Origin of the sequence: Paraburkholderia sp. Clong3 (assembly GCF_050436485.1) — a bacterium.
Taxonomy (GTDB): Bacteria; Pseudomonadota; Gammaproteobacteria; order Burkholderiales; family Burkholderiaceae; genus Paraburkholderia; species Paraburkholderia tuberum.
The window spans coordinates 1,217,129-1,241,563 of record NZ_JBNDMH010000002.1 but is presented as its reverse complement, the minus strand read 5'-3'; the positions used below and the strand labels follow the sequence as shown (position 1 = coordinate 1,241,563).

General features: G+C 66.1%; 20 protein-coding genes. 11 read left to right on the top strand and 9 right to left on the bottom strand.

Annotated elements, in window-relative coordinates; genetic code table 11:
- Positions 1–77 precede the first annotated feature (77 nt).
- Positions 78–4,403, top strand: a complete 4,326-nt coding sequence (purL, locus tag OKW30_RS09965) for a phosphoribosylformylglycinamidine synthase (protein WP_429346618.1) — start codon at positions 78–80, stop codon at positions 4,401–4,403.
- 165 nt (positions 4,404–4,568) lie between these two features.
- On the opposite strand, the gene OKW30_RS09960 is transcribed toward purL, so the two are convergent.
- The 5 genes from OKW30_RS09960 to OKW30_RS09940 all read right to left on the bottom strand — a co-directional run bounded on the left by OKW30_RS09960 (position 4,569) and on the right by OKW30_RS09940 (position 8,419).
- A complete protein-coding gene (locus OKW30_RS09960) occupies positions 4,569–5,348 on the bottom strand; it encodes a peptidylprolyl isomerase (protein WP_184063566.1) in 780 nt (259 codons plus the stop codon).
- A gap of 10 nt (positions 5,349–5,358) precedes the next feature.
- Entirely contained in the window at positions 5,359–5,670 is a 312-nt protein-coding gene (locus OKW30_RS09955; RefSeq protein WP_013089413.1) for a BolA family protein, read from the bottom strand.
- Position 5,671: 1 nt separating this feature from the next.
- Entirely contained in the window at positions 5,672–6,202 is a 531-nt protein-coding gene (locus OKW30_RS09950; protein WP_085481354.1) for a septation protein A, read from the bottom strand.
- A 162-nt stretch (positions 6,203–6,364) separates the two neighbouring features.
- Positions 6,365–6,787, bottom strand: coding sequence for a peptide-methionine (R)-S-oxide reductase MsrB (gene msrB / locus OKW30_RS09945; protein ID WP_184033490.1), 423 nt, complete (start codon positions 6,785–6,787; stop codon positions 6,365–6,367).
- A 75-nt stretch (positions 6,788–6,862) separates the two neighbouring features.
- Positions 6,863–8,419, bottom strand: a complete 1,557-nt coding sequence (locus OKW30_RS09940) for a protein adenylyltransferase SelO (protein WP_429346617.1) — start codon at positions 8,417–8,419, stop codon at positions 6,863–6,865.
- A 155-nt stretch (positions 8,420–8,574) separates the two neighbouring features.
- Between OKW30_RS09940 and OKW30_RS09935 the strand changes: the two genes are divergently transcribed.
- From OKW30_RS09935 to OKW30_RS09925, 3 genes are all read left to right on the top strand, one after another.
- Positions 8,575–10,272, top strand: a complete 1,698-nt coding sequence (locus OKW30_RS09935) for a 3-(methylthio)propionyl-CoA ligase (protein WP_184063561.1) — start codon at positions 8,575–8,577, stop codon at positions 10,270–10,272.
- A 142-nt stretch (positions 10,273–10,414) separates the two neighbouring features.
- Positions 10,415–12,505, top strand: coding sequence for a 3-hydroxyacyl-CoA dehydrogenase NAD-binding domain-containing protein (locus OKW30_RS09930; protein ID WP_429346616.1), 2,091 nt, complete (start codon positions 10,415–10,417; stop codon positions 12,503–12,505).
- A gap of 147 nt (positions 12,506–12,652) precedes the next feature.
- The gene (locus OKW30_RS09925) at positions 12,653–13,831 is read left to right on the top strand and encodes an acetyl-CoA C-acyltransferase (RefSeq protein ID WP_429346615.1); all 1,179 of its coding nucleotides are present in this window, start codon (positions 12,653–12,655) and stop codon (positions 13,829–13,831) included.
- A gap of 20 nt (positions 13,832–13,851) precedes the next feature.
- Here the strand turns inward: OKW30_RS09925 and OKW30_RS09920 are convergent, their stop codons facing one another.
- Entirely contained in the window at positions 13,852–14,361 is a 510-nt protein-coding gene (locus OKW30_RS09920; protein WP_184063551.1) for an LEA type 2 family protein, read from the bottom strand.
- A 69-nt stretch (positions 14,362–14,430) separates the two neighbouring features.
- Positions 14,431–14,823 carry a hypothetical protein gene (locus tag OKW30_RS09915; RefSeq protein ID WP_429346614.1) on the bottom strand — a complete coding sequence of 131 codons (393 nt, stop codon included), beginning with the start codon at positions 14,821–14,823 and terminating at the stop codon, positions 14,431–14,433.
- Positions 14,824–15,001: 178 nt separating this feature from the next.
- Between OKW30_RS09915 and OKW30_RS09910 the strand changes: the two genes are divergently transcribed.
- The 5 genes from OKW30_RS09910 (at position 15,002) to OKW30_RS09890 (ending at position 20,070) form a co-directional block, all read left to right on the top strand.
- Positions 15,002–16,507, top strand: a complete 1,506-nt coding sequence (locus tag OKW30_RS09910) for a PLP-dependent aminotransferase family protein (RefSeq protein WP_429346613.1) — start codon at positions 15,002–15,004, stop codon at positions 16,505–16,507.
- A gap of 64 nt (positions 16,508–16,571) precedes the next feature.
- Positions 16,572–17,057 (top strand): PaaI family thioesterase, encoded by a 486-nt coding sequence (locus tag OKW30_RS09905; protein WP_026225390.1) that lies wholly within the window; start codon positions 16,572–16,574, stop codon positions 17,055–17,057.
- Between the two features lie 28 nt (positions 17,058–17,085).
- Complete coding sequence (locus OKW30_RS09900; protein ID WP_429346612.1) at positions 17,086–18,084, top strand: NADP-dependent oxidoreductase; 999 nt, start codon at positions 17,086–17,088, stop codon at positions 18,082–18,084.
- A gap of 52 nt (positions 18,085–18,136) precedes the next feature.
- Positions 18,137–19,018, top strand: coding sequence for an SDR family oxidoreductase (locus OKW30_RS09895; protein ID WP_429346611.1), 882 nt, complete (start codon positions 18,137–18,139; stop codon positions 19,016–19,018).
- 92 nt (positions 19,019–19,110) lie between these two features.
- Positions 19,111–20,070, top strand: coding sequence for an alpha/beta hydrolase (locus tag OKW30_RS09890; protein ID WP_184063535.1), 960 nt, complete (start codon positions 19,111–19,113; stop codon positions 20,068–20,070).
- 65 nt (positions 20,071–20,135) lie between these two features.
- Here OKW30_RS09890 and OKW30_RS09885 read toward each other — a convergent pair whose 3' ends face one another.
- Together OKW30_RS09885 and OKW30_RS09880 are read right to left on the bottom strand one after the other, a co-directional pair.
- Positions 20,136–21,002 (bottom strand): NRDE family protein, encoded by an 867-nt coding sequence (locus OKW30_RS09885; protein ID WP_184033520.1) that lies wholly within the window; start codon positions 21,000–21,002, stop codon positions 20,136–20,138.
- 145 nt (positions 21,003–21,147) lie between these two features.
- A complete protein-coding gene (locus OKW30_RS09880) occupies positions 21,148–22,215 on the bottom strand; it encodes a YgfZ/GcvT domain-containing protein (RefSeq protein ID WP_184063532.1) in 1,068 nt (355 codons plus the stop codon).
- Between the two features lie 567 nt (positions 22,216–22,782).
- Between OKW30_RS09880 and mltG the strand changes: the two genes are divergently transcribed.
- Together mltG and tmk are read left to right on the top strand one after the other, a co-directional pair.
- The gene (gene mltG / locus OKW30_RS09875; RefSeq protein WP_184063529.1) at positions 22,783–23,793 is read left to right on the top strand and encodes an endolytic transglycosylase MltG; all 1,011 of its coding nucleotides are present in this window, start codon (positions 22,783–22,785) and stop codon (positions 23,791–23,793) included.
- Positions 23,793–24,413, top strand: coding sequence for a dTMP kinase (gene tmk / locus OKW30_RS09870; RefSeq protein ID WP_184063526.1), 621 nt, complete (start codon positions 23,793–23,795; stop codon positions 24,411–24,413). The genes mltG and tmk overlap by 1 nt, the downstream gene beginning before the upstream one ends.
- Positions 24,414–24,435: the final 22 nt, after the last annotated feature.

The following is a 24,435-nucleotide window of genomic DNA, read 5'->3' as shown; positions in this document are numbered from 1 at the left end:
CTGCGACTTCCTTTCCGCCTCACGTCGCCTGCATGCGCGGCTCCCCGGCATCAATGAGCGACGCAACGTCAAGTCCCATGGCCCACTTCTCGTGTTTCCCCGGCGCTTCGGCCCTCTCCGATTTCCGTCAAACCCGCCTGCTCGACACGCTCACGCGCATCGACCCGAATATCACCGGCGTGCGCGGGCAGTATCTGCACTTCGTGAATGCCCAGACCGAACTGTCCGCTGAAGATAGCGCGAAGATCGAGGCGCTGATGCACTACGGCGATCCGTTCGAAGAAGGCAAGGAGCGTGGCACGGTCGAGACCGTCCTCGTCGTGCCGCGCTTTGGCACCGTGTCGCCGTGGGCCAGCAAGGCAACCGACATCGCGCATCTGTGCGGGCTCACTCAGGTGCGCCGCATCGAGCGCGGCGTCGAGTACTCGGTGACGCTGAAAAGCGGCCTGCTCGGCGGCAAGAAGACGCTGTCGGACGAAGCGCGCGCGGCCGTCGCCGCCGCGCTGCACGACCGCATGACCGAGAGCGTCGCGCCGTCGCGCAACCACGCGTTGCATCTGTTCGACGAATTGCCGGCCAAGCCGCTGCAAACCGTCGACGTGCTCGCGAGCGGCCGCGCCGCGCTCGAAACCGCCAACGCGGAACTGGGCCTCGCGCTCGCCGACGACGAAATCGACTATCTGGTCGACGCATTCACGAAGCTCGGCCGCAATCCGACCGACGTCGAGCTGATGATGTTCGCGCAGGCCAACAGCGAGCACTGCCGCCACAAGATCTTCAACGCGGACTGGACGATCGACGGCGAGAAGCAGGACATGTCGCTGTTCAACATGATCCGCAACACCGAGAAGCTGAACCCGCAGGGCACGATCGTCGCGTATTCGGACAACTCGGCGATCATGGTCGGCGGCATGGCCGAGCGCTGGTTCCCGCGCACGCCGGCCGACCTCGGCGCGAGCGAATTGCCCGAGCACTATGGCCGCAGCGTCGAGCTCACGCACACGCTGATGAAGGTCGAAACGCACAACCACCCGACCGCGATCTCGCCGTTCCCGGGTGCCGCGACCGGCGCAGGCGGCGAAATCCGCGACGAAGGCGCGACCGGACGCGGCGCACGTCCGAAGGCGGGCCTCGCGGGCTTCACGGTATCGAACCTCGAACTGCCGGACGGCGTCGAGGCGTGGGAAAACGCCCGCGACACCGCTCAGCCGCTCGTGCAGCGCAATCCGGCCGACCAGCACGAAGCGTACGGCCGCCCGGACCGCATCGCCTCGCCGCTGCAGATCATGATCGACGGCCCGCTCGGCGCCGCCGCGTTCAACAACGAATTCGGCCGGCCGAACCTCGGCGGCTACTTCCGCACCTACGAGCAGAACGTCGCGGGTCTCGTGCGCGGCTATCACAAGCCGATCATGATCGCGGGCGGCATCGGCAATATCTCCGACCAGCACACGCACAAGCACGATCTGCCGGAAGGCTCGCTGCTGATCCAGATCGGCGGCCCGGGCATGCGCATCGGCATGGGGGGCGGCGCCGCGAGCTCGATGGCGACCGGCACCAACACGGCCGAGCTCGACTTCGACTCGGTGCAGCGCGGCAACCCGGAAATCGAGCGACGCGCGCAGGAAGTGATCAACGCGTGCTGGCAACTCGGCGACAAGAACCCGATCCTCAGTATTCACGACGTCGGCGCGGGCGGTCTGTCGAACGCGTTCCCCGAAGTGGTGGACGGTGCGGGCAAGGGCGCACTGTTCGAACTGCGCAAGATCCAGCTCGAAGAAAGCGGTCTGTCGCCGCGCGAAATCTGGTCGAACGAAGCGCAGGAGCGCTACGTGCTGGCGATCGCGCCGGCCGATCTGCCGGTGTTCGAGGCGATGTGCAAGCGCGAGCGCTGCCCGTTCGCGGTGATCGGCAAGGCCACCGCCGAGCGTCAGCTGAAGCTCATCGATTCCGAACTGCAGGAAGGCGCGCACCAGCCAGTCGATATGCCGATGGAAGTGCTGCTCGGCAAGGCGCCGCGTATGCACCGCGACGTAAAGCGTGCCGAGCGCAGGCTCGAACCGGTCGACGTGACCGGCCTCGCGCTGCAGGACCTCGCGCAGAGCGTGCTGCGTCATCCGACGGTCGCGAGCAAGTCGTTTCTGATCACGATCGGCGACCGCTCGGTCGGCGGCACGACCGCGCGCGATCAGATGGTCGGTCCGTGGCAGGTGCCGGTGGCCGACGTCGCGATCACGACGATGGACTACGCAGGCTTCAGCGGCGAAGCGATGACGATGTCCGAGCGCACGCCGCTCGCCGTCATCAACGCACCGGCCTCCGGCCGTATGGCAGTCGGCGAGGCGATCACCAACATCGCGGCGGCGCCGATCGCGTCGCTCGACAAACTCAAGCTGTCGGCTAACTGGATGGCCGCGTGCGGCGCGCCTGGCGAAGACGCCGCGCTCTACGACACGGTCAAGGCGATCGGTATGGAACTGTGCCCGGCGCTCGGTATCGGCATTCCGGTCGGCAAGGATTCGCTGTCGATGCGCACCCGCTGGGAAGAGAGCGGCGTCGCGAAGGAAGTGGTCGCGCCGGTGTCGCTGATCATCTCCGCGTTCGCGCCGGTTGAAGACGTCCGCAAGCATCTGACGCCGCAACTGCAGCGCGTGAGCGAAGTCGGCGAGTCGGTGCTGATTGCGATCGATCTCGGCCGCGGCAAGCAGCGTCTGGGCGGCAGTATTCTCGCGCAGGTCACGCAGCAGGTCGGCGACACGGTGCCGGACGTCGACGATCCGGAAGATCTGAAGCGCTTTTTCAACGCGATCCAGGCGCTCAATAGCGACGGCAAGCTGCTCGCGTACCACGACCGCTCGGACGGCGGCCTGTGGGCGACGGTTTGCGAAATGGCGTTCGCGGGTCACGCGGGCGTGTCGCTGAACGTCGACATGCTCGTGCTCGACGCGCACCACGAATCCGATTACGGCGACGCGAAGGACTGGGCGAAGCAGACCAGCGGCCGCCGCGACGACCGCACGCTGCGCGCACTCTTCAACGAAGAGCTCGGCGCCGTCGTGCAAGTGCGCGCGGCCGATCGCGACGCGGTGCTCGCCGCGCTGCGCGAACACGGTCTGTCGGCCTGCTCGCACGTGATCGGCAGGACCAACGAGCGCGACGTGATCGAGATCTATCGCGACGCGAAGAAGCTCTACGAGGCGCCGCGTGCCGAATTGCATCGCACGTGGAGCGAAGTGAGCTGGCGCATCGCGCGTCTGCGCGACAACCCGGCTTGCGCCGACGCCGAATACGACGCGCTGCTCGACGCGGCGGACCCTGGCATCACGCCGGTGCTGAGCTTCGATCCGGCCGACGATGTCGCCGCTCCTTTCGTCCCCCAAGGGGACTTCCTTCGGGGCGTCCCCCAAGGGGACTTCCTTCGGGGCGTCCCCCAAGGGGACTTCCTTCGGGGCGTCCCCCAAGGGGACTTCCTTCGGGGCGTCCCCCAAGGGGACTTCCTTCGGGGCGTCCCCCAAGGGGACTTCCTTCGGGGCGTCCCCCAAGGGGACTTCCTTCGGGGCGTCCCCCAAGGGGACTTCCTTCGGGGCGTCCCCCAAGGGGACTTCCTTCGGGGCGTCGGCAAGGGCGCGCGTCCGCGCGTCGCGATCCTGCGCGAGCAGGGCGTGAACTCGCATCTGGAGACGGCCTATGCATTCGATCGCGCCGGCTTCGACGCGCACGACGTGCACATGAGCGACCTGCTCGCGGGCCGCGCGAACCTCGCCGATTTCGCGGGTGCGGTCGCGTGCGGCGGCTTCTCGTACGGCGATACGCTGGGCGCCGGCGAAGGCTGGGCCAAGACGATCCGCTTCAACGCGCAACTGGCCGACATGTTCGCCGCGTTCTTCAGTCGTGGCGACACGTTCGCGCTCGGCATCTGCAACGGCTGCCAGATGATGAGCAGCCTCGCGTCGATGATCCCCGGCGCCGAAGCATGGCCGAAGTTCACGCGCAACAAGTCGGAGAAGTTCGAGGCACGCTTCTCGCTCGTCGAGGTGCAGGCATCGCCGTCGCTCTTTTTCGCCGGCATGGAAGGCTCGCGCATTCCGGTCGCGGTCGCGCACGGCGAGGGCTTTGCGGACTTCTCGCAGCAGGGCGACAAGTCGAAGGTCGCGGTCGCGATGCGCTATGTCGATCACCGTGGTCAGGCGACCGAGCAGTATCCGTTCAACCCGAACGGTTCGCCCGAGGGCATCACCTCGGTCACGACGGCCGACGGCCGCTTCACGGTGCTGATGCCGCACATGGAGCGCGTGCATCGCGCGGTGCAGATGAGCTGGCATCCGCAGGGCTGGGGCGAGATCGGCACGGACGCGAGCCCGTGGCTGCGCGTGTTCCAGAACGCGCGTCGCTGGCTCGGTTGATGAGTCAGGGGGCTGCCGCCCGCGTGCGGCGGCTCCTGTTTGCGGCAGCCACGCACGCCGCCGCTGCAAATCTTGCGGCAACAAAAAAGCCGCCCACGGGCGGCTTTATCGCATTCAGGCTTCAGAGCCAGGCGGACTATCCGAAGACAATCTGCCCGCCGACCCTTACTGAATCTTCGCGTTCTTGCGCAGATTCTCTTCGAACGCCTGCAGCTTTTCCTGCTGGATCTGCTGCACGATCTGCGCGCGCACCTGCTCGAGCGGCGGCGGCGTGACGGCGCGGATGCCGTCGACACGGATGATGTGCCAGCCGAATTGCGTATGCACCGGCGTGTCGGTCATCTGGCCTTTCTGCAGATGCGTGGCCGCGTCCGCGAATTCAGGCACGTAGGCCTTCGGGTCCGACCAGTCGAGATCGCCGCCGTTCTTGCCCGATCCCGGGTCCTTCGAGTACTGCTTGGCCAGGGCCTCGAAGCTCGCGCCGGCCTTGATCTTCGCGATCAGGTCCTTCGCCTGTTGCTCGTTGTCGACGAGGATATGGTGCAGGTGATATTCCTTGCCGCCCGCATCCTTGACGAGCGCGTTGTAGCGCGCGGTGATTTCGGCGTCGGTCGGCTGATTGTTCTTTACGAAGTCTTCGATCAGCGCGCGCAGCACGACAGTTTGCTGCGCGACCGCGATTTGCGCCTTGACGTCCGGACGGTTCGGCAGCCCGCGACGCAGCGCTTCCTGCATCAGGATTTCGCGATTCACGAGCTCTTCGCGCACGGCCTGCTGCAGTTGCGGCGTGTCCTGCTGTCCCTGGTGAACCAGTTGCTGGATCAACGCATCGGCGCGCGACTTCGGAATCGGCGTACCGTTCACCACGGCGATGTTCTGTGCGAATGCAGGTGCGGCCGCGAACGCAGCCAGCAATACCCAGAGGCGGGTTTTCTTCAAGGTCATCGAAAGGTTCCTAGCGGGGCAACAAAGCAAATTCTTCGGGCGTATACGCCGTGATGGCAAGGGCATGAATGCCGCGCTGCATGGCATCGGCCAGCGCATCATACACCATGCGATGCCGCGCCACGCGGGGCTTGCCGGCAAACGCGACGGCCACGATCGTGACACTGAAATGACCGCCGGCGGCGGCACCAGCGTGGCCCGCGTGCTGCGCGCTGTCGTCGGTGATGCGGATCGATTCGACGGGCGCGAGCGCGGCCGCGAGGCGCGCCTCGATCAGCGCGGCGCGCTCGGCGGTGGTGGCGTGCATGAACAGGTCGCTCATGTCATTCCTCCTTCATGTACTTCGATAGCCACAGGCTCTGTCCGACGATGAACACGAGCAGGCAGCCGGTCGCGCCGAACAGCTTGAAATTGACCCACTGATCGGTCGTGTAGTGATACGCGACGAACAGGTTCAGCAGACCGAGCAGCACGAAAAACACCGCCCAGATCAGGTTCAGCTTGCCCCAGATCGCGTGCGGCAGCGTGATCTGCTTGCCCATCATCGCTTCGATCAGGTTCTTGTTGAAGCCGAGCTGCGACACGATCAGCGCGACGGAAAACGCCCAGTACAGCACGGTCGGCTTCCATTTGATGAAGGTGTCGTTGTGCAGCACGAGCGTCGCGCCGCCAAATACGACGACGACGCCGAGGCTCACCCACAGCATCGGGTCAACCTTGCGGTGGCGGAACGCCACCCACGCGATCTGCACCAGCGTGGCGACGATCGCCACTGCCGTCGCCGTGAAAATGCCCCAGATCTTGAAGGCGACGAAGAACAGGATGATCGGGAACAGATCGAACAGGAATTTCATTATCTGATCGGGAAGTCGGAGAGTGAGTCGAACGTTGAAGCGCGCCCGCCTGGCGTGCAAGGTGCGCGGTGCCCGCTGGCGAGCGGGACGGCCGCATTGGAAGGGCGCCGCGCGCACTTTCAATGCGGCGCCGAAGGCGGGCAGGGATGCTGCCGCGCCGCGTTACTTGGGCTCGAATTGTAACGCAGCCGAATTGATGCAGTAACGCAGACCGGTCGGCGCCGGTCCGTCCTCGAAGACGTGGCCCAGATGCGCGCCGCAGTTCTTGCACTGCACCTCGATGCGCAGCATGCCGTGTGAGCGGTCGGTCTTCTCGGCGATCACTTCGCCGTTGATGGGGCGGAAATAGCTCGGCCAGCCGCAGCCGGCGTCGAACTTGGTGTCCGATTCGAACAGCGGCGTGCCGCAGCACACGCAGTCGTAGACGCCGCGTTCCCAGTGATCGTCGTAGCGGCCCGTGAACGGGCGCTCGGTGGCCGCATGGCGCGTCACCTGGTATTCCATGTCGGTCAGCTGCTTGCGCCACTCGGCGTCGCTTTTCTGTACGGCTGGGGCGTCATGCTTGAGATCGTCGGGGTTGTTCATGGTCGGGTTCCTGTCTCGGGTTTGTCTCGGTGCTTTCTCGTGGGGCGGCCGTGGCGAATCAACCGCGCCGGCGCGTCATGACGAACAGCTCACTTCCAGTGAGTTCGCCCAGTCGGGCGGCAGGCCCGCATACGACGCGTATTCGGGCTGCTCGTCGAACGGGTGACGCAACACGGCCGCGAGCCGTTCCACCTCGGAGAAATCCTTCTCCTTCGCGCGTTGGATCGCCGTTTCCACCAGATGGTTGCGAAGTACGAATTTGGGGTTCACGCGATTCATTGCAATGGCGCGCGCAACGTCGTCGCGTGACTCTTCGGCGAGCCGCGCGCGATAGTCGTTCGCCCATGCGTCGAAGGCGACGCGATCGAGGAACAGGTCGCGCACCGGCGTGTCGCCGCTCGCATCGTGTTTCGACAGGCGCGCGAGATGGCGGAACGTCAGCGTGAAATCGGCGCGGTTCGCGTGCATCACTTCGAACAGCCGGTTGACCAGCGCGTCGTCGCCGTCGCGGGCCTGTTCGAGGCCGAGCTTCGCGCGCATGCGGTTTTCGAGCGCCGGCGCGAAACGGTCCTTGAAGCCGGCTAGCACGTGCTGCGCATCTTCGACCGCCTTGTCGGCGCGCACGCTTTCGTCGTGCTTCTCGCCGAACAACGGCAGCAGTCCCTGCGCGAGGCAGAACAGGTTCCAGTACGCGATTTGCGGCTGCAGCCGGTAGGCGTAGCGGCCCTGCGTATCGGAGTGATTGCAGATGTGGCCGGCATCGAAGCCATCCATGAAACCGAACGGGCCGTAGTCGATCGTCAGGCCCAGGATCGACATGTTGTCGGTATTCATCACGCCGTGACAGAAACCGACCGCCTGCCAGTCGACCATCAGATCCGCGGTGGAGCGCACCGCCTCGGCGAGCAGCGCCAGATACGGATCGTCGGCCTCCTTGCAATGCGGATAGAAGCGCTCGATGACGTGATCGGCGAGCGCGCGCAACGCGTCGACACGATCGTTCGCGTAGAAGTGCTCGAAGTGGCCGAAGCGCACGAAGCTCGGCGCGACGCGCGTGACCACCGCGGCGGTTTCGATCGTCTCGCGCCGCACCGGCTGGTCGGAGCCGATCACGCACAATGCGCGCGTGGTCGGAATGCCGAGATGATGCATCGCCTCCGAGCACAGATATTCGCGGATCGACGAGCGCAGCACCGCGCGGCCGTCGCCCATGCGCGAATAGGGCGTGCGGCCCGCGCCTTTGAGCTGCAGTTCGTTGCGCTCGCCGTCGTGTTCGAGCTCGCCCAGACCGAGCGCGCGGCCGTCGCCGAGCTGGCCGGCCCACACGCCGAACTGATGCCCCGAGTACACCGACGCATAAGGCAGCGTGTCGGCCGGCCGGTCGCGCGTCGCATTGCCGCAGAACAGCTCGATAAAGCCCGGATCGCGCTCGATGCCCTCGGGCATCCCGAGCCGCGCGGCGGTCTCGGCCGAGAAGCCGACGAGATAGGGTGCGTCGAGCGGCGCGGCGGGCAGGCGCGTGAGGAACGTGCCGCCGAGCCGCGCGAACGCGTTGGCTGGGGGAGTGGCGAGTGTGTTGGAAAGATCCGTCAAAGCTGCGGATAGCCCTGCAAAGCTTGGGGAAAACGACATGTTGAGCGCCTCTGGATTAGCCGATATTGTAAGTCCGCGCCCGCGGCGCTGCTGGGCGGCCGCCTTCATCGTTCGGACCATGCTGCTGCGCTCGACGCCGCCATGATCTTGCGCCAACCCATCGACCCACTAACAAGCCGAGGAGACCCCGCCTTATGACGACGCCGCTGCTGGGCCAGATGATGGACGTGCCGCTCACCGTGTCATCGTTGCTCGCGCATGCCGCGCGGCATTTCGGCAGCACCGGGATCGTGTCGCGGCGCATCGAAGGCGACCTGCATCGCTACACCTATCGCGATTGCGAGCAGCGCGCGAAGCAGCTCGCGCAGGCGCTCATCGCGCTCGGTGTCGAACCGGGCGAACGCGTCGCGACGCTCGCGTGGAACGGCTACCGGCATCTCGAAGCGTATTACGGCACCACCGGGTTCGGCGCCGTGTGTCACACGATCAACCCGCGGCTTTTCCCCGACCAGATCGCCTACATCGTCAATCATGCCGACGACGCGTACGTGTTGTTCGACACGACGTTCGCCGCGCTGGTCGACACGCTCGCGCCGCAGTGCCCGCGCGTGCGCGGCTGGATCGCACTATGCGATGAAGCGCATCGGCCGCCGATGCAAACGTCGGTGCTGTGCTACGAAACGCTGATGGACGGGCAGGACGGCCGCTTCGACTGGCCCGCGCTCGACGAGCGCCAGGCGTCGTATCTCTGCTATACGTCGGGCACGACCGGCAATCCGAAAGGCGCGCTGTATAGCCATCGCTCGACGGTGCTGCACGCGTTCGGCGCGGCGTTGCCCGACGCAATGAACCTGTCGGCGCGCGACTCGGTGCTGCCCATCGTGCCGATGTTCCATGTTAACGCATGGGGCCTCGCGCACGCGGGGCCGCTGACCGGCGCGAAGCTCGTGTTCCCCGGCAAGGATCTCGACGGCAAGTCGCTGTACGAACTGATGGAGAGCGAACGCGTCACGTTCTCGGCCGGCGTGCCGACCGTGTGGCTCGGTCTGCTGAACCACCTGCGCGAAACGGGCGCGAGGTTTTCGTCGCTCGAGCGCACGGTGATCGGCGGTTCCGCCTGTCCGCCCGCGATGCTGCGGATACTCGAGGACGACTACGGCGTGCAGGTGATCCATGCATGGGGCATGACGGAGATGTCGCCGCTCGGTACCTTGTCGAAGCTGACCTGGGAGCAGAGCCAGCGGCCGCTCGCCGATCAGCGCAAACTGCTCGAAAAGCAGGGTCATGCGATCTACGGCGTCGACATGAAGATCGTCGGCGAGGATGGCCGCGAGCTGCCTTGGGATGGCGTCGCGTTCGGCGATCTGCACGTGCGCGGGCCGTGGGTCATCGACCGGTATTTCCGCAAGGAAGACTCGCCGCTCATCGACGGCTGGTTCCCGACCGGCGACGTCGCGACGATCGACCCCGACAGCTTCCTGCACATCACCGATCGCTCGAAGGACGTGATCAAGTCGGGCGGCGAATGGATCAGCTCGATCGACGTCGAGAACGTCGCGCTCGCGCATCCGGCGGTCGCGGAAGCCGCGTGCATCGCGTGCGCGCATCCGAAGTGGACCGAGCGCCCGTTGCTCGTCGTCGTCAAACGCGCGGGGCAAGACGTCACCCGCGACGAACTGCTCGCGCACTACGACGGCAAGGTCGCGAAGTGGTGGATCCCCGACGACGTCGTGTTCGTCGACGACCTGCCGCACACGGCGACCGGCAAGCTGCAGAAGCTGAAGCTGCGCGATCTGTTCCGCGACCACGTGCTGCCGTCCGCGCTCGAAGACGGCCGCAGCTGTCCGCTGACCCCCGAGTCCCAGGGGAAACCCCATTCCGGAATAAATTGAACGTTCGTTCTTTTTTGGTGTATCGTGCCTGCTGACCCCGGAACCGTCGCTTGAAAAAGTCTGACCATAAGCAGGCTCGATGAACCGGACGGGCGGCGCATCATGCGCCGCCTCAATGCATGGATCGCACGGAGGCACGCAGATGGCAGTGGACTACACAACTCATGACGGCGTGGCCGTTCTCACGCTGAACAATCCGCCCGTCAATGGGCTCGGTCTGTCGACGCGCGCGGGTATCGTCGAAGGGCTCGAGCGCGCGCAGAACGATCCGGCCATCGAGGCCATCGTGCTGACGGGCGCGGGCAAGGCCTTTTCGGGCGGCGCCGACATCACCGAATTCAATACGCCGAAGGCGACCCAGGAGCCGACGCTCGCGACCGTCATCAAGGCCGTCGAAGGCAGCGCGAAACCGGTCGTCGCGGCGATCCACAGCGTCGCGATGGGCGGCGGCCTCGAACTTGCCCTCGGCGCGCATTACCGCGTCGCCGCGGCCGGCGCGCAGATCGCGCTGCCCGAAGTGAAGCTCGGCATCCTGCCGGGCGCGGGCGGCACGCAGCGTCTGCCGCGCGCCATCGGTCTGGAAGCGTCGCTGAACATGATCGTGTCGGGCGCGCCGGTGCTCTCGGAAAAGCTCGCCGATTCGGGGCTGTTCGACGAAGTCGTCGCGAATCCCGCCGAACTGGCCGAAGCCGCGCTCGCGTTCGCGCGCAAGGTCGGCGCCGAGGCCGGCCCGCATCCGAAGGTGCGCGAGCGCAAGATCGAACATCCGAATGCGGCCGGTTTCATCCAGTTCGCGCGCAATAGCGTCGCGGCACTCGCGAAGAACTTCCCGGCGCCGCATAAATGCATCGACGCGGTCGAAGCCGGTGTGAAGGACGGCTTCGACAAGGGCCTCGCATTCGAGCGCGAATGCTTCATCGCGCTCGTGCAGACGCCGGAGAGCCGCGCGCTGCGTCACGCGTTCTTCGGTGAGCGGGCGGCGAGCAAGATTCCCGACGTGCCGGCAGATACTTCGGTGCGCGACATCGAGCGGGTGGCCGTGATCGGCGCCGGCACGATGGGCGGCGGCATCGCGATGAACTTTCTGAACGCGGGCATTCCGGTCACGCTGCTGGAAACGAAGCAGGAGGCGCTCGACCGCGGTCTCGCGACGATCCGCAAGAACTACGAGGCGACCGTCAGGAAAGGCAAGCTGAAGCCCGAGGTGATGGAACAGCGCCTCGCGCTGCTGAGCTCGACGCTCTCCTACGACGACCTGAAGCACGCCGACATGATCGTCGAAGCCGTGTTCGAAGAGCTGGGCGTGAAGGAGCAGGTGTTCCGCCGGCTCGATGAAGTCGCGAAGCCCGGTGCGATCCTCGCGTCGAACACGTCGACGCTCGACGTCGACAAGATCGCCGCGTTCACGAAACGTCCGCAGGATGTGGTCGGCATGCACTTCTTCAGCCCGGCCAACGTGATGAAGCTGCTCGAAGTCGTGCGTGGCAAGGAGACCGCGAAGGACGTGCTCGCCACCGTGATGAAGCTCGCGAAGAAGATCAGGAAGACCGCGGTGGTGTCGGGCGTGTGCGACGGCTTTATCGGCAACCGGATGATCGAGCAATACGTTCGTCAGGCGCTCTTCATGCTCGAAGAGGGCGCGTTGCCAGCGCAGGTAGACAAGGCCATCGAGAAGTTCGGTTTCGCGATGGGGCCGTTCCGCATGAGCGACCTCGCCGGCAACGACATCGGCTGGGCGATCCGCAAGCGCCGCTATCTCGAACACCCCGACATTCACTACTCGAAGATCGCCGACCGTCTGTGCGAGATGGGCCGCTTCGGCCAGAAGACCGGCGGCGGCTGGTACGACTACAAGGCGGGCGATCGCACCGCATACCCTTCGGGCGTGGTCAACGAAATGATCGGCGAGTACTCGAAGGAAACCCACTCTGAGCGCCGCAAGATCAGCGACGAGGAAATCGTCGAGCGTCTGGTGTTCGCGCTCGTCAACGAAGGCGCGAAGATTCTCGAGGAAGGCATCGCGTCGAAGGCGTCGGATATCGACATGGTCTATCTGACCGGCTACGGCTTCCCGTTGCATCGCGGCGGCCCGATGCTGTACGCGGACACGGTGGGGCTCTATAACGTCGAGCGCGCGATTCGCCGCTATGCGGCGCGGCCGAACGGCGACGCGTGGAAGCTCGCGCCGAGCATCGCGAAGCTCGCGGCCGAAGGTCGCGGGTTCAACGGCTGAGCGCGGCTGGCTTCAGCCCACGAATTGAGCGGTGCGGGTTCCCTCCGCATCGCTCGCGTCAAACGACAGAGGCGGCGCGGTGATGCGCTTATGAACGCACGGCAGTGAGCCGGCGCGCCACTTTTGACACTGCAATTGGAGACATGCATGACTGACGCCGTAATCGTATCCACCGCCCGCACGGGTCTCGCCAAATCGTGGCGCGGCGGTTTCAACATGACGCACGGCGCGACGCTCGGCGGCCACGTGACGCAGGCCGCGGTCGAGCGCGCGAAGCTCGATCCGGCGCGCGTCGAGGACGTGATCATGGGTTGCGCGAATCCGGAAGGCGCGACGGGCGGCAATATCGCGCGGCAGATCGCATTGCGCGCGGGCTTGCCGGTCAGCGTGCCGGGCATGACCGTGAACCGTTTCTGCTCGTCGGGATTGCAGACGATCGCGCTTGCGTCGCAACGCGTGATCGCCGGCGAGGGCGAGGTGTACGTCGCGGGTGGCGTCGAGTCGATCTCGTGCGTGCAGAACGAGATGAACCGCCACATGATGACCGACGGCTGGCTCACCGAGCACAAGCCGGAAATCTACTGGTCGATGCTGCAGACCGCCGAGAACGTCGCGAAGCGCTACTCGATCTCGAAGGAACGCCAGGACGAATACGGCGTGCGCTCGCAGCAACGCGCGGCGGCCGCGCTCGAAGCCGGTAAATTCAAGGACGAAATCGTGCCGTTGACGGTGCTCGCCGGTGTCGCCGACAAGGCGAGCGGCCGTCTCTACACGAAGGAAGTGACCGTCAGCAGCGACGAAGGCATCCGCGCCGACACGACGCTCGAAGGCGTGTCGAAGATCCGCACCGCGCAGCCGGGCGGCGTGATCACCGCGGGCAATGCGAGCCAGTTCTCGGACGGCGCATCCGCTTGCGTCGTGATGAACGCGACGCTGGCCGAACGCGAAGGGCTGCAACCGCTCGGCATCTTCCGCGGTTTCGCGGTGGCCGGCTGCGAGCCCGACGAGATGGGCATCGGGCCGGTGTTCGCGGTGCCGAAACTGTTGAAGAAAGCCGGCCTCAAGGTCGAGGACATCGGCCTGTGGGAGCTGAACGAAGCGTTCGCGGTGCAGGTGCTCTATTGCGCCGACCAGCTCGGCATTGCGCACGACCGCCTGAACGTGAACGGCGGCGCGATCGCGGTGGGCCATCCGTACGGCGTGTCGGGAGCGCGGCTCGTCGGCCATGCGCTGATCGAAGGCAAGCGGCGCGGTGTGAAGTTCGTCGTCGTGACGATGTGCATCGGCGGCGGGCAGGGCGCGGCGGGTTTGTTCGAAGTGGTTTGAGCGGGCGTGGGCCGGCGTCATTACCAGCCCGTGTCCGACGACGGCAGGCTCAGCGTCCCCTGATCGGTGAATCGCGTCGTACCGGTCACGCCACCCGCGAGCTTGCCGCGCAGAACGTACGGAACCTGTCCCGACTGCGCGGCGCCGGCTAGCGCAAAGGCTTGACGAACCGCGGCGAAAGCCGGCACGGTCAGCGGCACGGTAACGACGGTTTCACCGAAGCGCGGCACGGTGCCGCTCTGGTCGCTGACGCCGCTGGCGAACGGCTTGCCGTTCAGTTCCAGATCGAGCGACACGCCGTTGAAGCTGACCGCGGAGTCGTTGGGATTCTGCACGCGCAGCTTGACGTTGAAGCGCATCTCCATGCCCTGGCCAGCGATCGGCTCGATGCCCGCCACATTGACGCGCAACGGGTCGGCGCCGAACAGGCCCGCGCAGCCAGCGAGTGTCAGCGTGACAGCGACGACGGCGGCGAACAGGCGCCACACCCGTGAGACGCGGCCCGGCAGCAGCGCGCGAAAGAATGACATGACCTGCACCTCGAACGAAGCGGGTTGGTCATGCATTGTAACGGGCCACGTGGCGCGCGCAGCGACGTTTCAGGCGGCGCGCCGCCACCGTGTGCGCACGACGCAAGCGAGACGCCGAGCGGCTTGCAGAACGAAACCGCGCGCGCTGTGTTCAGCGTGTGCAGGCAGCACGATGAACGCAGCGCGATTGGCTTGCGTCGCGCGGATCGACACGACGCCACGTTGCGAGGTCATAAACCGCTCGCCTTCGTGCAACGTGAGCGACGTGAGCGGGGCGTCGTTGCCGAGCCAGGCCAGCGAATGATCGCGGAAGACGAGTTGCAATGCACCTTCGACCGCGATGATCGAACTGCGCGCGCGCAAGTCGTGCAGGGCCATCTGACCGGCGGCAAGATGCGACGCCGCGGTGCAATCCAGTTCTGCACCGGGTAACAAGCGATCGTGGTATGGACGCACAGGCATGACCGATTCCTTTAAACCGTCTTCGTGTCACACAGCTTAGGGAATCCGTCCGGATGAAAACAGCCGCAGCTGTCGACAATCTGAACCGGTACAGTGGTGCGTTTCGTCACGCTGTATCGGTCCGAATCACGTCGATGTGTATCTGTCGCGGCGCGCGGACTATCCGCACCATCGGTTCATGAGCGAACCCCTTTTCACACCGCAAGGTCCCTCGACGGACCGGCCAGCCGAGCGCCAGCCGCTTTACCGGCAACTGGCCGACCAATACCGCCGCGCGATCGGCAACGGCGCGCTGCGCCCGGGCGAGCGCATGCCGTCGATGCGCGCGTTCATGCAGCGCCACGGCGTGAGCCTCGCGACGGCGACCGAGAGCTATCGCGAACTGGAACGCGCCGCGCTGATCGACGCGCGGCCGCGCGCCGGCTATTTCGTGCGCGTGCCGCCGACGGCTGCGTTGCCCTGCGCCGCCGAGCCCGATCTCGCGATGCAGCCCGGCGCCGCCGCGCAGTTCGTCGGCATTCACTCGGAGATTTCGGCGCTCGTGTCGAAATTTCAGCGCTATCCGCACGCGCTGAATCTCGGCGGCGCGACCGCGTCGCCCGATCTCTATCCGACCGATGCGTTGCAAAAGGCCGCGGTGCGCGCGTTGCGCCGGCGGCCCACCTTGCTGACCGCCGTCGGGCCCGATCAGGGTGATCCGGCGTTGCGCGCGATCATCGCCCGGCGCGCGCTCGAGGCCGGCATCCAGATCGGCGCGGACGACATCATCATGACGCACGGCGGCGTCGAAGCGATGAACCTCGCGTTGCGCGCGGTGACGCAGCCGGGCGACACGGTCGCGGTCGAATCGCCGTGCTTCTTCGGTTTGCTGCAGGCGCTCGAAAGTCTCGGTCTGCGCGCGCTCGAAATTCCGACCAGCCCGAGCACTGGCCTCGCGATCGAGGCGCTGGCGTTCGCGCTACACACGCATCCCGACATCAAGGCGGTCGTGGTGGTGCCGAATCTGCAAAACCCGCTCGGCAGCGTGATGCCCGACGCGCACAAGGCGAGCCTCGTCGAACTGTGCGCGCACGCCGGCATCGCGCTGATCGAGGACGATCCCTACCGCGAGCTCGTCGATGCCGCGCCGCCGCCCCGCTCGCTGAAGGCGTGGGACACCGATGGCACCGTGATCCATTGCACATCGTTCAACAAGACGCTGGCGCCTGGCATGCGCGTCGGCTGGATCAACGGTGGCCGGTGGCATCCGCGCATCGGCATGCTGAAGTTCGCGCAGTCGCGCCACAACGAGCAGTTGTCGCAAGTCGTGCTCGCCGGGTTCCTGGAGACGAGCGCGTACGAGCGCCATTTGCGGCGTTTGCGCGAGAGCTTGCAGCTGCGGCGCGAGCGGATGGCCGCGGCGGTGGCGGCATCGTTTCCCGACGGCACGCGGTTCACGCCGCCGCGCGGCGGGATGTTTTTCTGGATCGAATTGCCGCGTCACGTATCTTCGTCGGCTTTATTCGACGCCGCGTTGCATGACGGTATTCGCATCATGCCGGGCACGGTATTTTCGAACGCCGGGCGTTTCGATCACTTCATTCGGCTCAGCTGTCCGAGTGCGGATCTGGATCTGACCGACGAAGCGGTGCGCAGACTGGGGCGCCTCGCGACACGGATGGCAGCTCATGCGCCAACGCGATAGCGGGTATCATTTCCCGCCGTAGGCTCGACACGCGCCGTCGGCTACGAAATCAGATATCTGAGCCATGACCGATCCATCCACCTCATCCAGAACGGGCCATGCATCGTTGCCCGAAAGCCCCTTCATCGACCGTCTCGGCGCACAGTTGTTGTCGGCCGCCGACGGCGTCAGCGAAGTCGTGCTGCCGTTGCAACGCGATCATATGAACACGTGGGACGTCGCGCATGGCGGCGTCACGATGACGCTCGCCGACGTCGCGCTCGCGATGGCCGCGCGCAGTCTCGCCGGCGACGGCGTCGGCGTCGTCACCGTCGAGATGAAGGTCAACTTCATGCAGCCGGGACGCGGCGAGTTGCGCGCGACCGGCCGCGTGCTGCATCGCTCGACGACGATGGCCTATTGCGAAGGCGAGATCCGCGACAGCGAAGGCCACTTCGTCGCGAAAGCGCTCGGCACCTTCAAATACATGCGCCGCCTCGCGGTGGGCCGCGACGTCACGCGGCAGCGTCTGCGCAGCGACCCGGCGGCGAAGCCCGGTCCGAGCGACTGAGCACCCAACAACCCAAGGAGACGACCGCATGGCCCAGATCAATCGCCAATTGCTGCTGGTTTCGCGCCCCCAAGGCGAAGCCACGCCCGATAACTTCAAGCTCGTCGAAACGCCGCTCGCGCCGCTCGCCGAGGGCGAAGTACGGGTGCGCAACCACTACCTGTCGCTCGATCCGTATATGCGCGGACGCATGAACGACAGCAAGTCATACGCGGCGCCGCAGCCGCTGAACGAAGTGATGATCGGCGGCACGGTCGGCGAGGTCGTCGAGACGAGGAATCCGAAGTTCGCGGTCGGCGACAAGGTCGTCGCGATGTTCGGCTGGCAGGAGTACGGCACCTCCAATGGCACGGGCATGCAGAAGGTCGACGACACGCATGTGCCGCTGTCGGCGTATCTCGGGCCGGTCGGCATGCCGGGCGTCACCGCATGGTACGGGCTGAACCGCATCATCGCGCCGAAGGCCGGCGAGACGGTGGTCGTCAGCGCGGCGAGCGGTGCGGTGGGCAGCGTGGTCGGCCAGCTCGCGAAGGCGGCGGGCGCGCGCGCGGTCGGCATCGCGGGCGGCGCGGACAAGTGCCGCTATGTGGTCGAGACGCTCGGCTTCGACGCGTGCGTCGACTACAAGGCCGGTAACCTGTACCAGGACCTGAAGGCCGTCACGCCCGACGGTGTCGACGGCTGCTTCGAGAACGTCGGCGGCAACGGGCTCGACGCGACGCTCGCGCGCATGAACGCGTTCGGGCGCATCGCGTTGTGCGGCTTCATCGCGGGCTATGACGGCCAGCCGCTGCCGCTCAAGCATCCGTCGCTGATGCTGACGCAGCGGCTGCTCGTGCAGGGCTTCATCGTCAGCGAACACATGGACGTGTGGCCCGAGGCGCTCAAGCAGCTCGGTTCGCTCGTCGCGCAGAAGAAGCTGCACTATCGCGAGACGATCGCGCAAGGGCTCGAAGCCGCGCCCGAGGCATTCATCGGCTTGCTGAAGGGCCGTAACTTCGGCAAGCAACTGGTCAAGCTGATCTGAGCGCGACGTCGTCATGCAACGGCAAGCCGCCGCTCAATCAGGGAGTCACAGGATGTTCGAATTCGCGGGCAAGGTGGCGGTGATCACCGGCGCGGGCAGCGGCTTTGGCCGCGCGTTCGCGCACAAGGGCGCGGCGCTCGGCATGAAGCTCGTACTCGCGGACGTCAACGCGGACCAGCTCGCGCAAACCGTCGACGCCTTGCGCGAAACCGGCGCCGAGGCGATCGGCGTGCCGACCGACGTATCGAACGCCGCGCAGGTCGAGGCGCTCGCGCAGGCGGCGCTCGCCGCGTTCGGCAAGGTCCACGTGCTGTTCAACAACGCGGGCGTCGGCACCGGCGGCTTCCTGTGGGAAAGCTCGGCGAACGACTGGTCGTGGGTGTTCGGCGTCAACGTGATGGGTGTCGCGCACGGCGTGCGCGTGTTCGCGCCGATCATGCTCGCGCAGAAGGAGCCCGCGCATATCGTCAATACGGCGTCGGTGGCGGGGCTGCTGGCGCCGCCGGCAATGGGCATCTACAACGCGTCGAAGCATGCGGTGGTGGCGCTGACCGAGACGCTGTATCACGACCTGAAGCTCGCGCAGGCCGGCACGGGCGGCGAGGTCGGCTGTTCGCTGCTGTGTCCCGCCTTCGTGCCGACCGGCATCGCGGAGGCCGAGCGCGCGCGTCCCGACGAGTTGCGCAACGCGGGCCGGCCGACGCGCTCGCAGATCGCGGCCGGCAAGCAGTTGCAGCGCGCGGTGCAGTCGGGCAAGCTCACCGCCGACGATGTCGCCGACATCGCGTTCGAGGCGATCGCCGCGCGGCGTTTCTATATCATCACGCATCCGGGCATCATGGCGACCGTGAAGCTGCGTCACGAGGACATCGAGCAGTTGCGCGAGCCGTCCGATCCGATGTCGCTGAAGCCCGAGGTGAAGAACGCGCAGTAGCGGCCGGCTGCGCGGCCGGTGCGCCGGCTTTTGTCAACCCTTGGCGCACTGCGCGCCGCCCGATGTGCGACGCGCACCGCGTTGCCGAAACCATGCCGCTGAATCCCACGATCGAGCAGGTGCTCGACATGATCGCGCGGGCCAAACGCCCGCAGTACCACCAGATGAGCGCGCAAGCGGCGCGCGCGTCGTACGAGAAAAGCGCGCCGATCCTCGAGATCGCGAGCGCGCCGATGTTCTCCGTCGAAGATCTGCGCGTGCCGACGCGCGACGGCGCGACGATCCGCGCGCGCTTCTACTTCCCGGTCGAGCCGGGCTGGGCCGAGCCGCTGCCGGCGTTCGTGTACTACCACGGCGGCGGCTTCACGGTCGGCAGCGTCGATACGCACGATGCGCTGTGCCGGATGTTCGCGCGCGACGGCCAGTGCGCGGTGCTGTCGGTCGATTACCGGCTCGCGCCCGAGCACAAGTTTCCGACCGCTGTCGACGATGCCTTCGACGCCCTCAGCTGGCTGCACGCGCACGCGGCCGAATTCGGCATCGACGGCACGCGGCTCGCGGTGGGCGGCGATAGCGCGGGCGGCACGCTCGCGACGGTTTGCGCGGTGCTCGCGCGCGACGCCGGCCTCGCGCTCGCGCTGCAATTGCTGATTTATCCGGGCACGACCGGCCATCAGCAGACCGACTCGCACTCGCGCCTCGCCGACGGCTTCCTGCTGTCGGGCGACACGATCCAGTGGTTCTTCGAGCACTACGTGCGAGATAGCGGCGATCGCGACGACTGGCGTTTCGCGCCGCTCGACGGCGAGCGCGGTGCGCCGGATTTTCGCGGCGTTGCGCCCGCGTGGATCGCGACCGCCGAATACGATCCGCTCAGCGACGAGGGCGATGCCTATGCGGAGAAACTCCGTGCGCTCGGCAATCCGGTCACGCTCAAACGCTACGCCGGCATGATCCACGAGTTCTTCAAGATGGGCGGCTTCGTGCCCGAAGTCGCGCAGGCGCATGCGGACGCCGCGGCGGCGTTGCGCGCGGCATTCGGCATCGGGTGAGGGCGGTGATCGCGAAGCGATGAGCGGCCGGCGGCGAATGCGCCGGCCAGGCGGTGCTCAAACGATCACGCCACGCTCATCCGGTCGCGCTCGACATTGAACGCGAAGCTGCGCTCGAAATCGCCGGGCCGCACGATCCGGTGCGAGCCGTTGTCGTCGCTGCGCTCGGCGACCGCGACGCCGATCACGTCGCCATAGGCGGCGACGCGCAGCGCGGTGGTGCTGCGCGTGCCATAGTCAGGCGATTCGATGAACGCCGCCGACAGCACGCGTTCGCGTTCGAGCGGAATACCGGTCGACGGCAATTCGTCGTCGCGCGCGAGCCGCGGATCGCGCATCAGATCGATCAGGCGTTCGAGCGGCGGCATCGGATCGCGCGCGAGCAGCGTGCCGAGCTCGCCGCGCTTTTTGACCAGCTTCGGCCACGCGGTATCGAGCACCGCGTTCGAGATGCCGTGCGTGCCCGGCGCGAGCAGCGCGGGACCGCTGTTTGCGTCGACGGCGCCGCGATTGCAGTACCACGCGAGCTCGCGACGCGTCCAGTCGCCGACCAGCAGATTGAAGCCGTTGTAGATGTCGCCGGATTGCGCGACGTGCCGCAGATACGCGAGCGGCGTCTCGTGCGGATTGCCGTCGGCGTCGCGCGCGGCGCTCGTGAGCCAGTCGCTGACGAGCGTGCCGCGGGTCGGCGCATCGGCGCGCATTTCGCCCGGCGCGCGGTAATTGGTCAGCGCGGCGAAGCGGCCGTCGCGCGACAACCCGAGCCACGTGCCGCCGCCCACGAGGTCGCGGCCCCCCAGCACCTCCGGCGCGTCGCGCCACCAGCCGATCGGCTCGGCGGTGCGGCGGAAGAACTCGTCGCGATTCGCGGCGAGCGTGAACAGCGGACCATCGAGCGCATCAGGTCGCCAGTCGAAAACGATCAGGCACATCGGGGAGCATCTCCCGTTCAGAGCATGGGGCGGCCGCCTGATGCAGCGACGCAGGCGGCAAACGAAAGCGGCAAAAAACAGACGAGAATAAAGCAGTCAATAAAAAACGGCGCTCGATTGCGCCGCTTTTTACCCTCTCCAACGATCAGACTTCGGCCGGCAGCCCGTAGGGCAGCGCCAGGAAGCGCAGCGCGGGGCCGCCGGCCGCGCCGACATGTACGCTGCCGCTGTCGAGCGCCGTGAGCTTGATCTCGACCAGCAGATCGACGCCGCCGCCTTGCGCCGATGCCGCGTTGACGATCATCCCGCACGGCTGGGCCGGATCGTCCGAGTGGAACAGCTCGGTGCCGGGCCGCACCGTGTCCAGCTCGCCGGCGACGTTGGCGAGTGACGTGCGCCGCTTGATCGTGCCGCGATACTGGCTGCGCGCGACCACTTCCTGACCCGGATAGCAGCCCTTGCGGAAATTGACCGCGCCGAGCACGTCGAAGTTGACCATTTGCGGCACGAACTGCTCGACGACCGGCTGCGTGATGCGCGGCTCGCCCGCGCGGATGTCGAGCCAGTCCCACACGGCCGGCGACACGCGCTTTAGCCTGCCGTCGAGCGACGGCAGCAGCGCTTCGATCTGAGCTTTGGGGCCGATCCACAGATAGCGCAGCCGCTCCAACGCATCGGGCACGCGGATCAGCGTGCCCGCTGTGCCGTCGACCTGCACGTGCACACCGTCGGGCAGCGCGTCGAACACGCCGGACAGCGCGCCGCGCACGTCGCCCGCGAGGCCGACCACCGCGATCTCGCCGCTCGCGTCGGCGAGCTTGGCCTTTGCGCGCAGCACGAACATCGACAACCGCTTTTGCACCGCGGCCTGCACGTCTTTCGATACCAGCAGGCGGATCGTATCGCCGCTGCGCCAGCTGAGGAACGACGCGAGCAGCCGGCCCTTGGCCGAGCAGTAGCCGGAGAGGCGCGCGTTCGCGGCGTCGAGATGCTGGACGTCGTTGGTCAACTGGGCGTGCAGGAAGCTCGCCGCGTCGTCGCCGGTCGTGTCGATCACGCCGAACTGCGGTAGCGGCATGTACGCGCCATGCTCGAGCACGGCGGCGAATTCTTCGGCCGACGGGCGCGGCAGGATGGGCAGGGTGGCGGGCGCCGCCGCGGCGGGAGTGAGACCGGAAGCGTTACCTGAGGCGTTCACGAGCGGTGTGTTCATGGATTCCGGGAACAGTCAATTCTGACTTTGGCTAAGGCAAACAGTCATTATATTCAGTCCAGCCCTGTCGCGTTTCGCAAGTCCCTGGCGAATGAAGGCTTTCCGAGAGCCTTGCGCAGCAGGGGATTGCACGTTATCACCCTCCGGCTGTGCCCATATTGTGACCATGTTGGCGTGTTCTGCCAGAGGGTCCGGCGCAAGATGGGCGGGCACCCGACGTGCTCGGGTCTTTCGCGGCGGCGTGCAGGTCGCCCCTGAACCGTCGTTTGAAACTGTCAACAACGGCCAAAAGCGGCAGGAGCCGAAAAGGCGTTTGGTCGGGAATTGTCGAACCTTTGAAACTCTGACCTATGTTGTGACAGCGTACGACTCGAGTAGCATCAGACCGACGCCAGCGGATTTCATATTGTTTTTTCCGGCCGTGACCATCTGGTGCCCGCATCTATACAATACAGGTCGCAAAAGGCCGAAAGGGCTGCAAAACGGCACAGTCTCAATGTTGACCGACGCAAGACTTTCCCGTTAAAAATCAGTTCGTTGCCATCTAAACGCTAATTCTTTCCTGTCGTGTCCCTTCTGAAGAAATGTTTCGTCGCCGGCGCGCTCGTCGTTGTGCTGGCTGCGGCGGCCATCGCCGCTGGATACTACTGGGCCACCCGCCCGCTCGAATTGACCCCGGCGCAACTCGACGTCACCGTCAAGCCGCACAGCAGCCTGCGCAGCGTCGCGCTGCAGCTCAATCGCGGCGGCGTGCCGGTCGAGCCCGAGCTGTTCATCGCGATGACGCGGTTGCTCGGGCTGCAAAGCGAGCTGAAGTCCGGCAATTACGAGTTCAAGAGCGGCATCACGCCCTACGAGGTGCTGCAGAAAATCGCCCGCGGCGACGTCAACGAATATGTGGCGACGGTCATCGAAGGCTGGACCTTCAAACATATGCGCGCTGAACTCGATGCCAATCCCGCGCTGAAGCACGACACGCTCGGCATGAGCGACGCCGATCTGATGAGCGCAATCGGCGCGCCCGAGGCGTCGATCGGCAACGGCGAAGGGCTGTTTTTCCCGGATACCTACCTGTTCGACAAGGGCACGAGCGACCTCGACATCTATCGCCGCGCTTACCGTCTGATGCGCGTGCGTCTCGACGAGGCGTGGCTCTCGCGCGCGCCGAACCTGCCGTACAAGTCCCCGTACGACGCGCTGACGATGGCGTCGATCGTCGAAAAGGAAACCGGCAAGGCGTCCGACCGGGCGCTCGTCGCCGCGGTGTTCGCCAACCGTCTGCGCGCCGGCATGCCGCTACAGACCGACCCGACCGTGATCTACGGAATGGGCGACAGCTACGCCGGCCACATCAGGAAGAAAGACCTGCAGACCGACACTCCATACAATACCTACACGCGGATGGGCCTACCGCCGACGCCGATCTCGCTGCCGAGCGTCGCGTCGCTGCAGGCGGCGATGAACCCGGCGCAAAGCAACGCGCTGTACTTCGTGTCGCGCGGCGACGGCAGCAGCATCTTTTCTGACACCCTCGGCGAACACAACAAGGCCGTGGACAAATACATTCGAGGGCAATGATGGCGCGCGGCAAATTCATTACGTTTGAAGGCATCGACGGCGCGGGCAAGACCACCCATCTGGGCTGGTTCCGCGAACGGCTCGAGGCGAAGCTCGCGCCGAGCGGCCGCTCGGTCGTGATGACGCGCGAGCCGGGCGGCACGCCGCTCGGTGAGCAGATCCGCGATATCGTGCTGCATCAGAAGATGGATCTCGAAACCGAGGCGCTGCTGATGTTCGCGCTGCGCCGTCAGCATCTGGCCGAGGTGATCGAACCGGCGCTCGCGCGCGGCGATTGGGTGCTGTCCGACCGTTTTACCGATGCCACTTTCGCCTACCAGGGCGGCGGCCGCGGCTTGCCGCGCGACAAGCTGGAGACGCTCGAGCGCTGGGTGCAGGGCGGTTTCCAGCCGGATTTGACCGTGCTGTTCGATTTGCCGCCCGCCGTCGCCAACGAGCGGCGCAGCGCGGCGCGCAATCCGGATCGTTTCGAGAGCGAGTCGGCGGCGTTTTTCGAGCGCACGCGCGCCGAATACGTGCGCCGCGCGGAAGAAGCGCCATATCGATTCGCTATCATCGACTCTTCGCAGAGCATCGTTCAGATTCAGAGGCAGCTTGAGGAGTTGATTGCAACCCTCTGATTCAAAATAGATATAACCACTT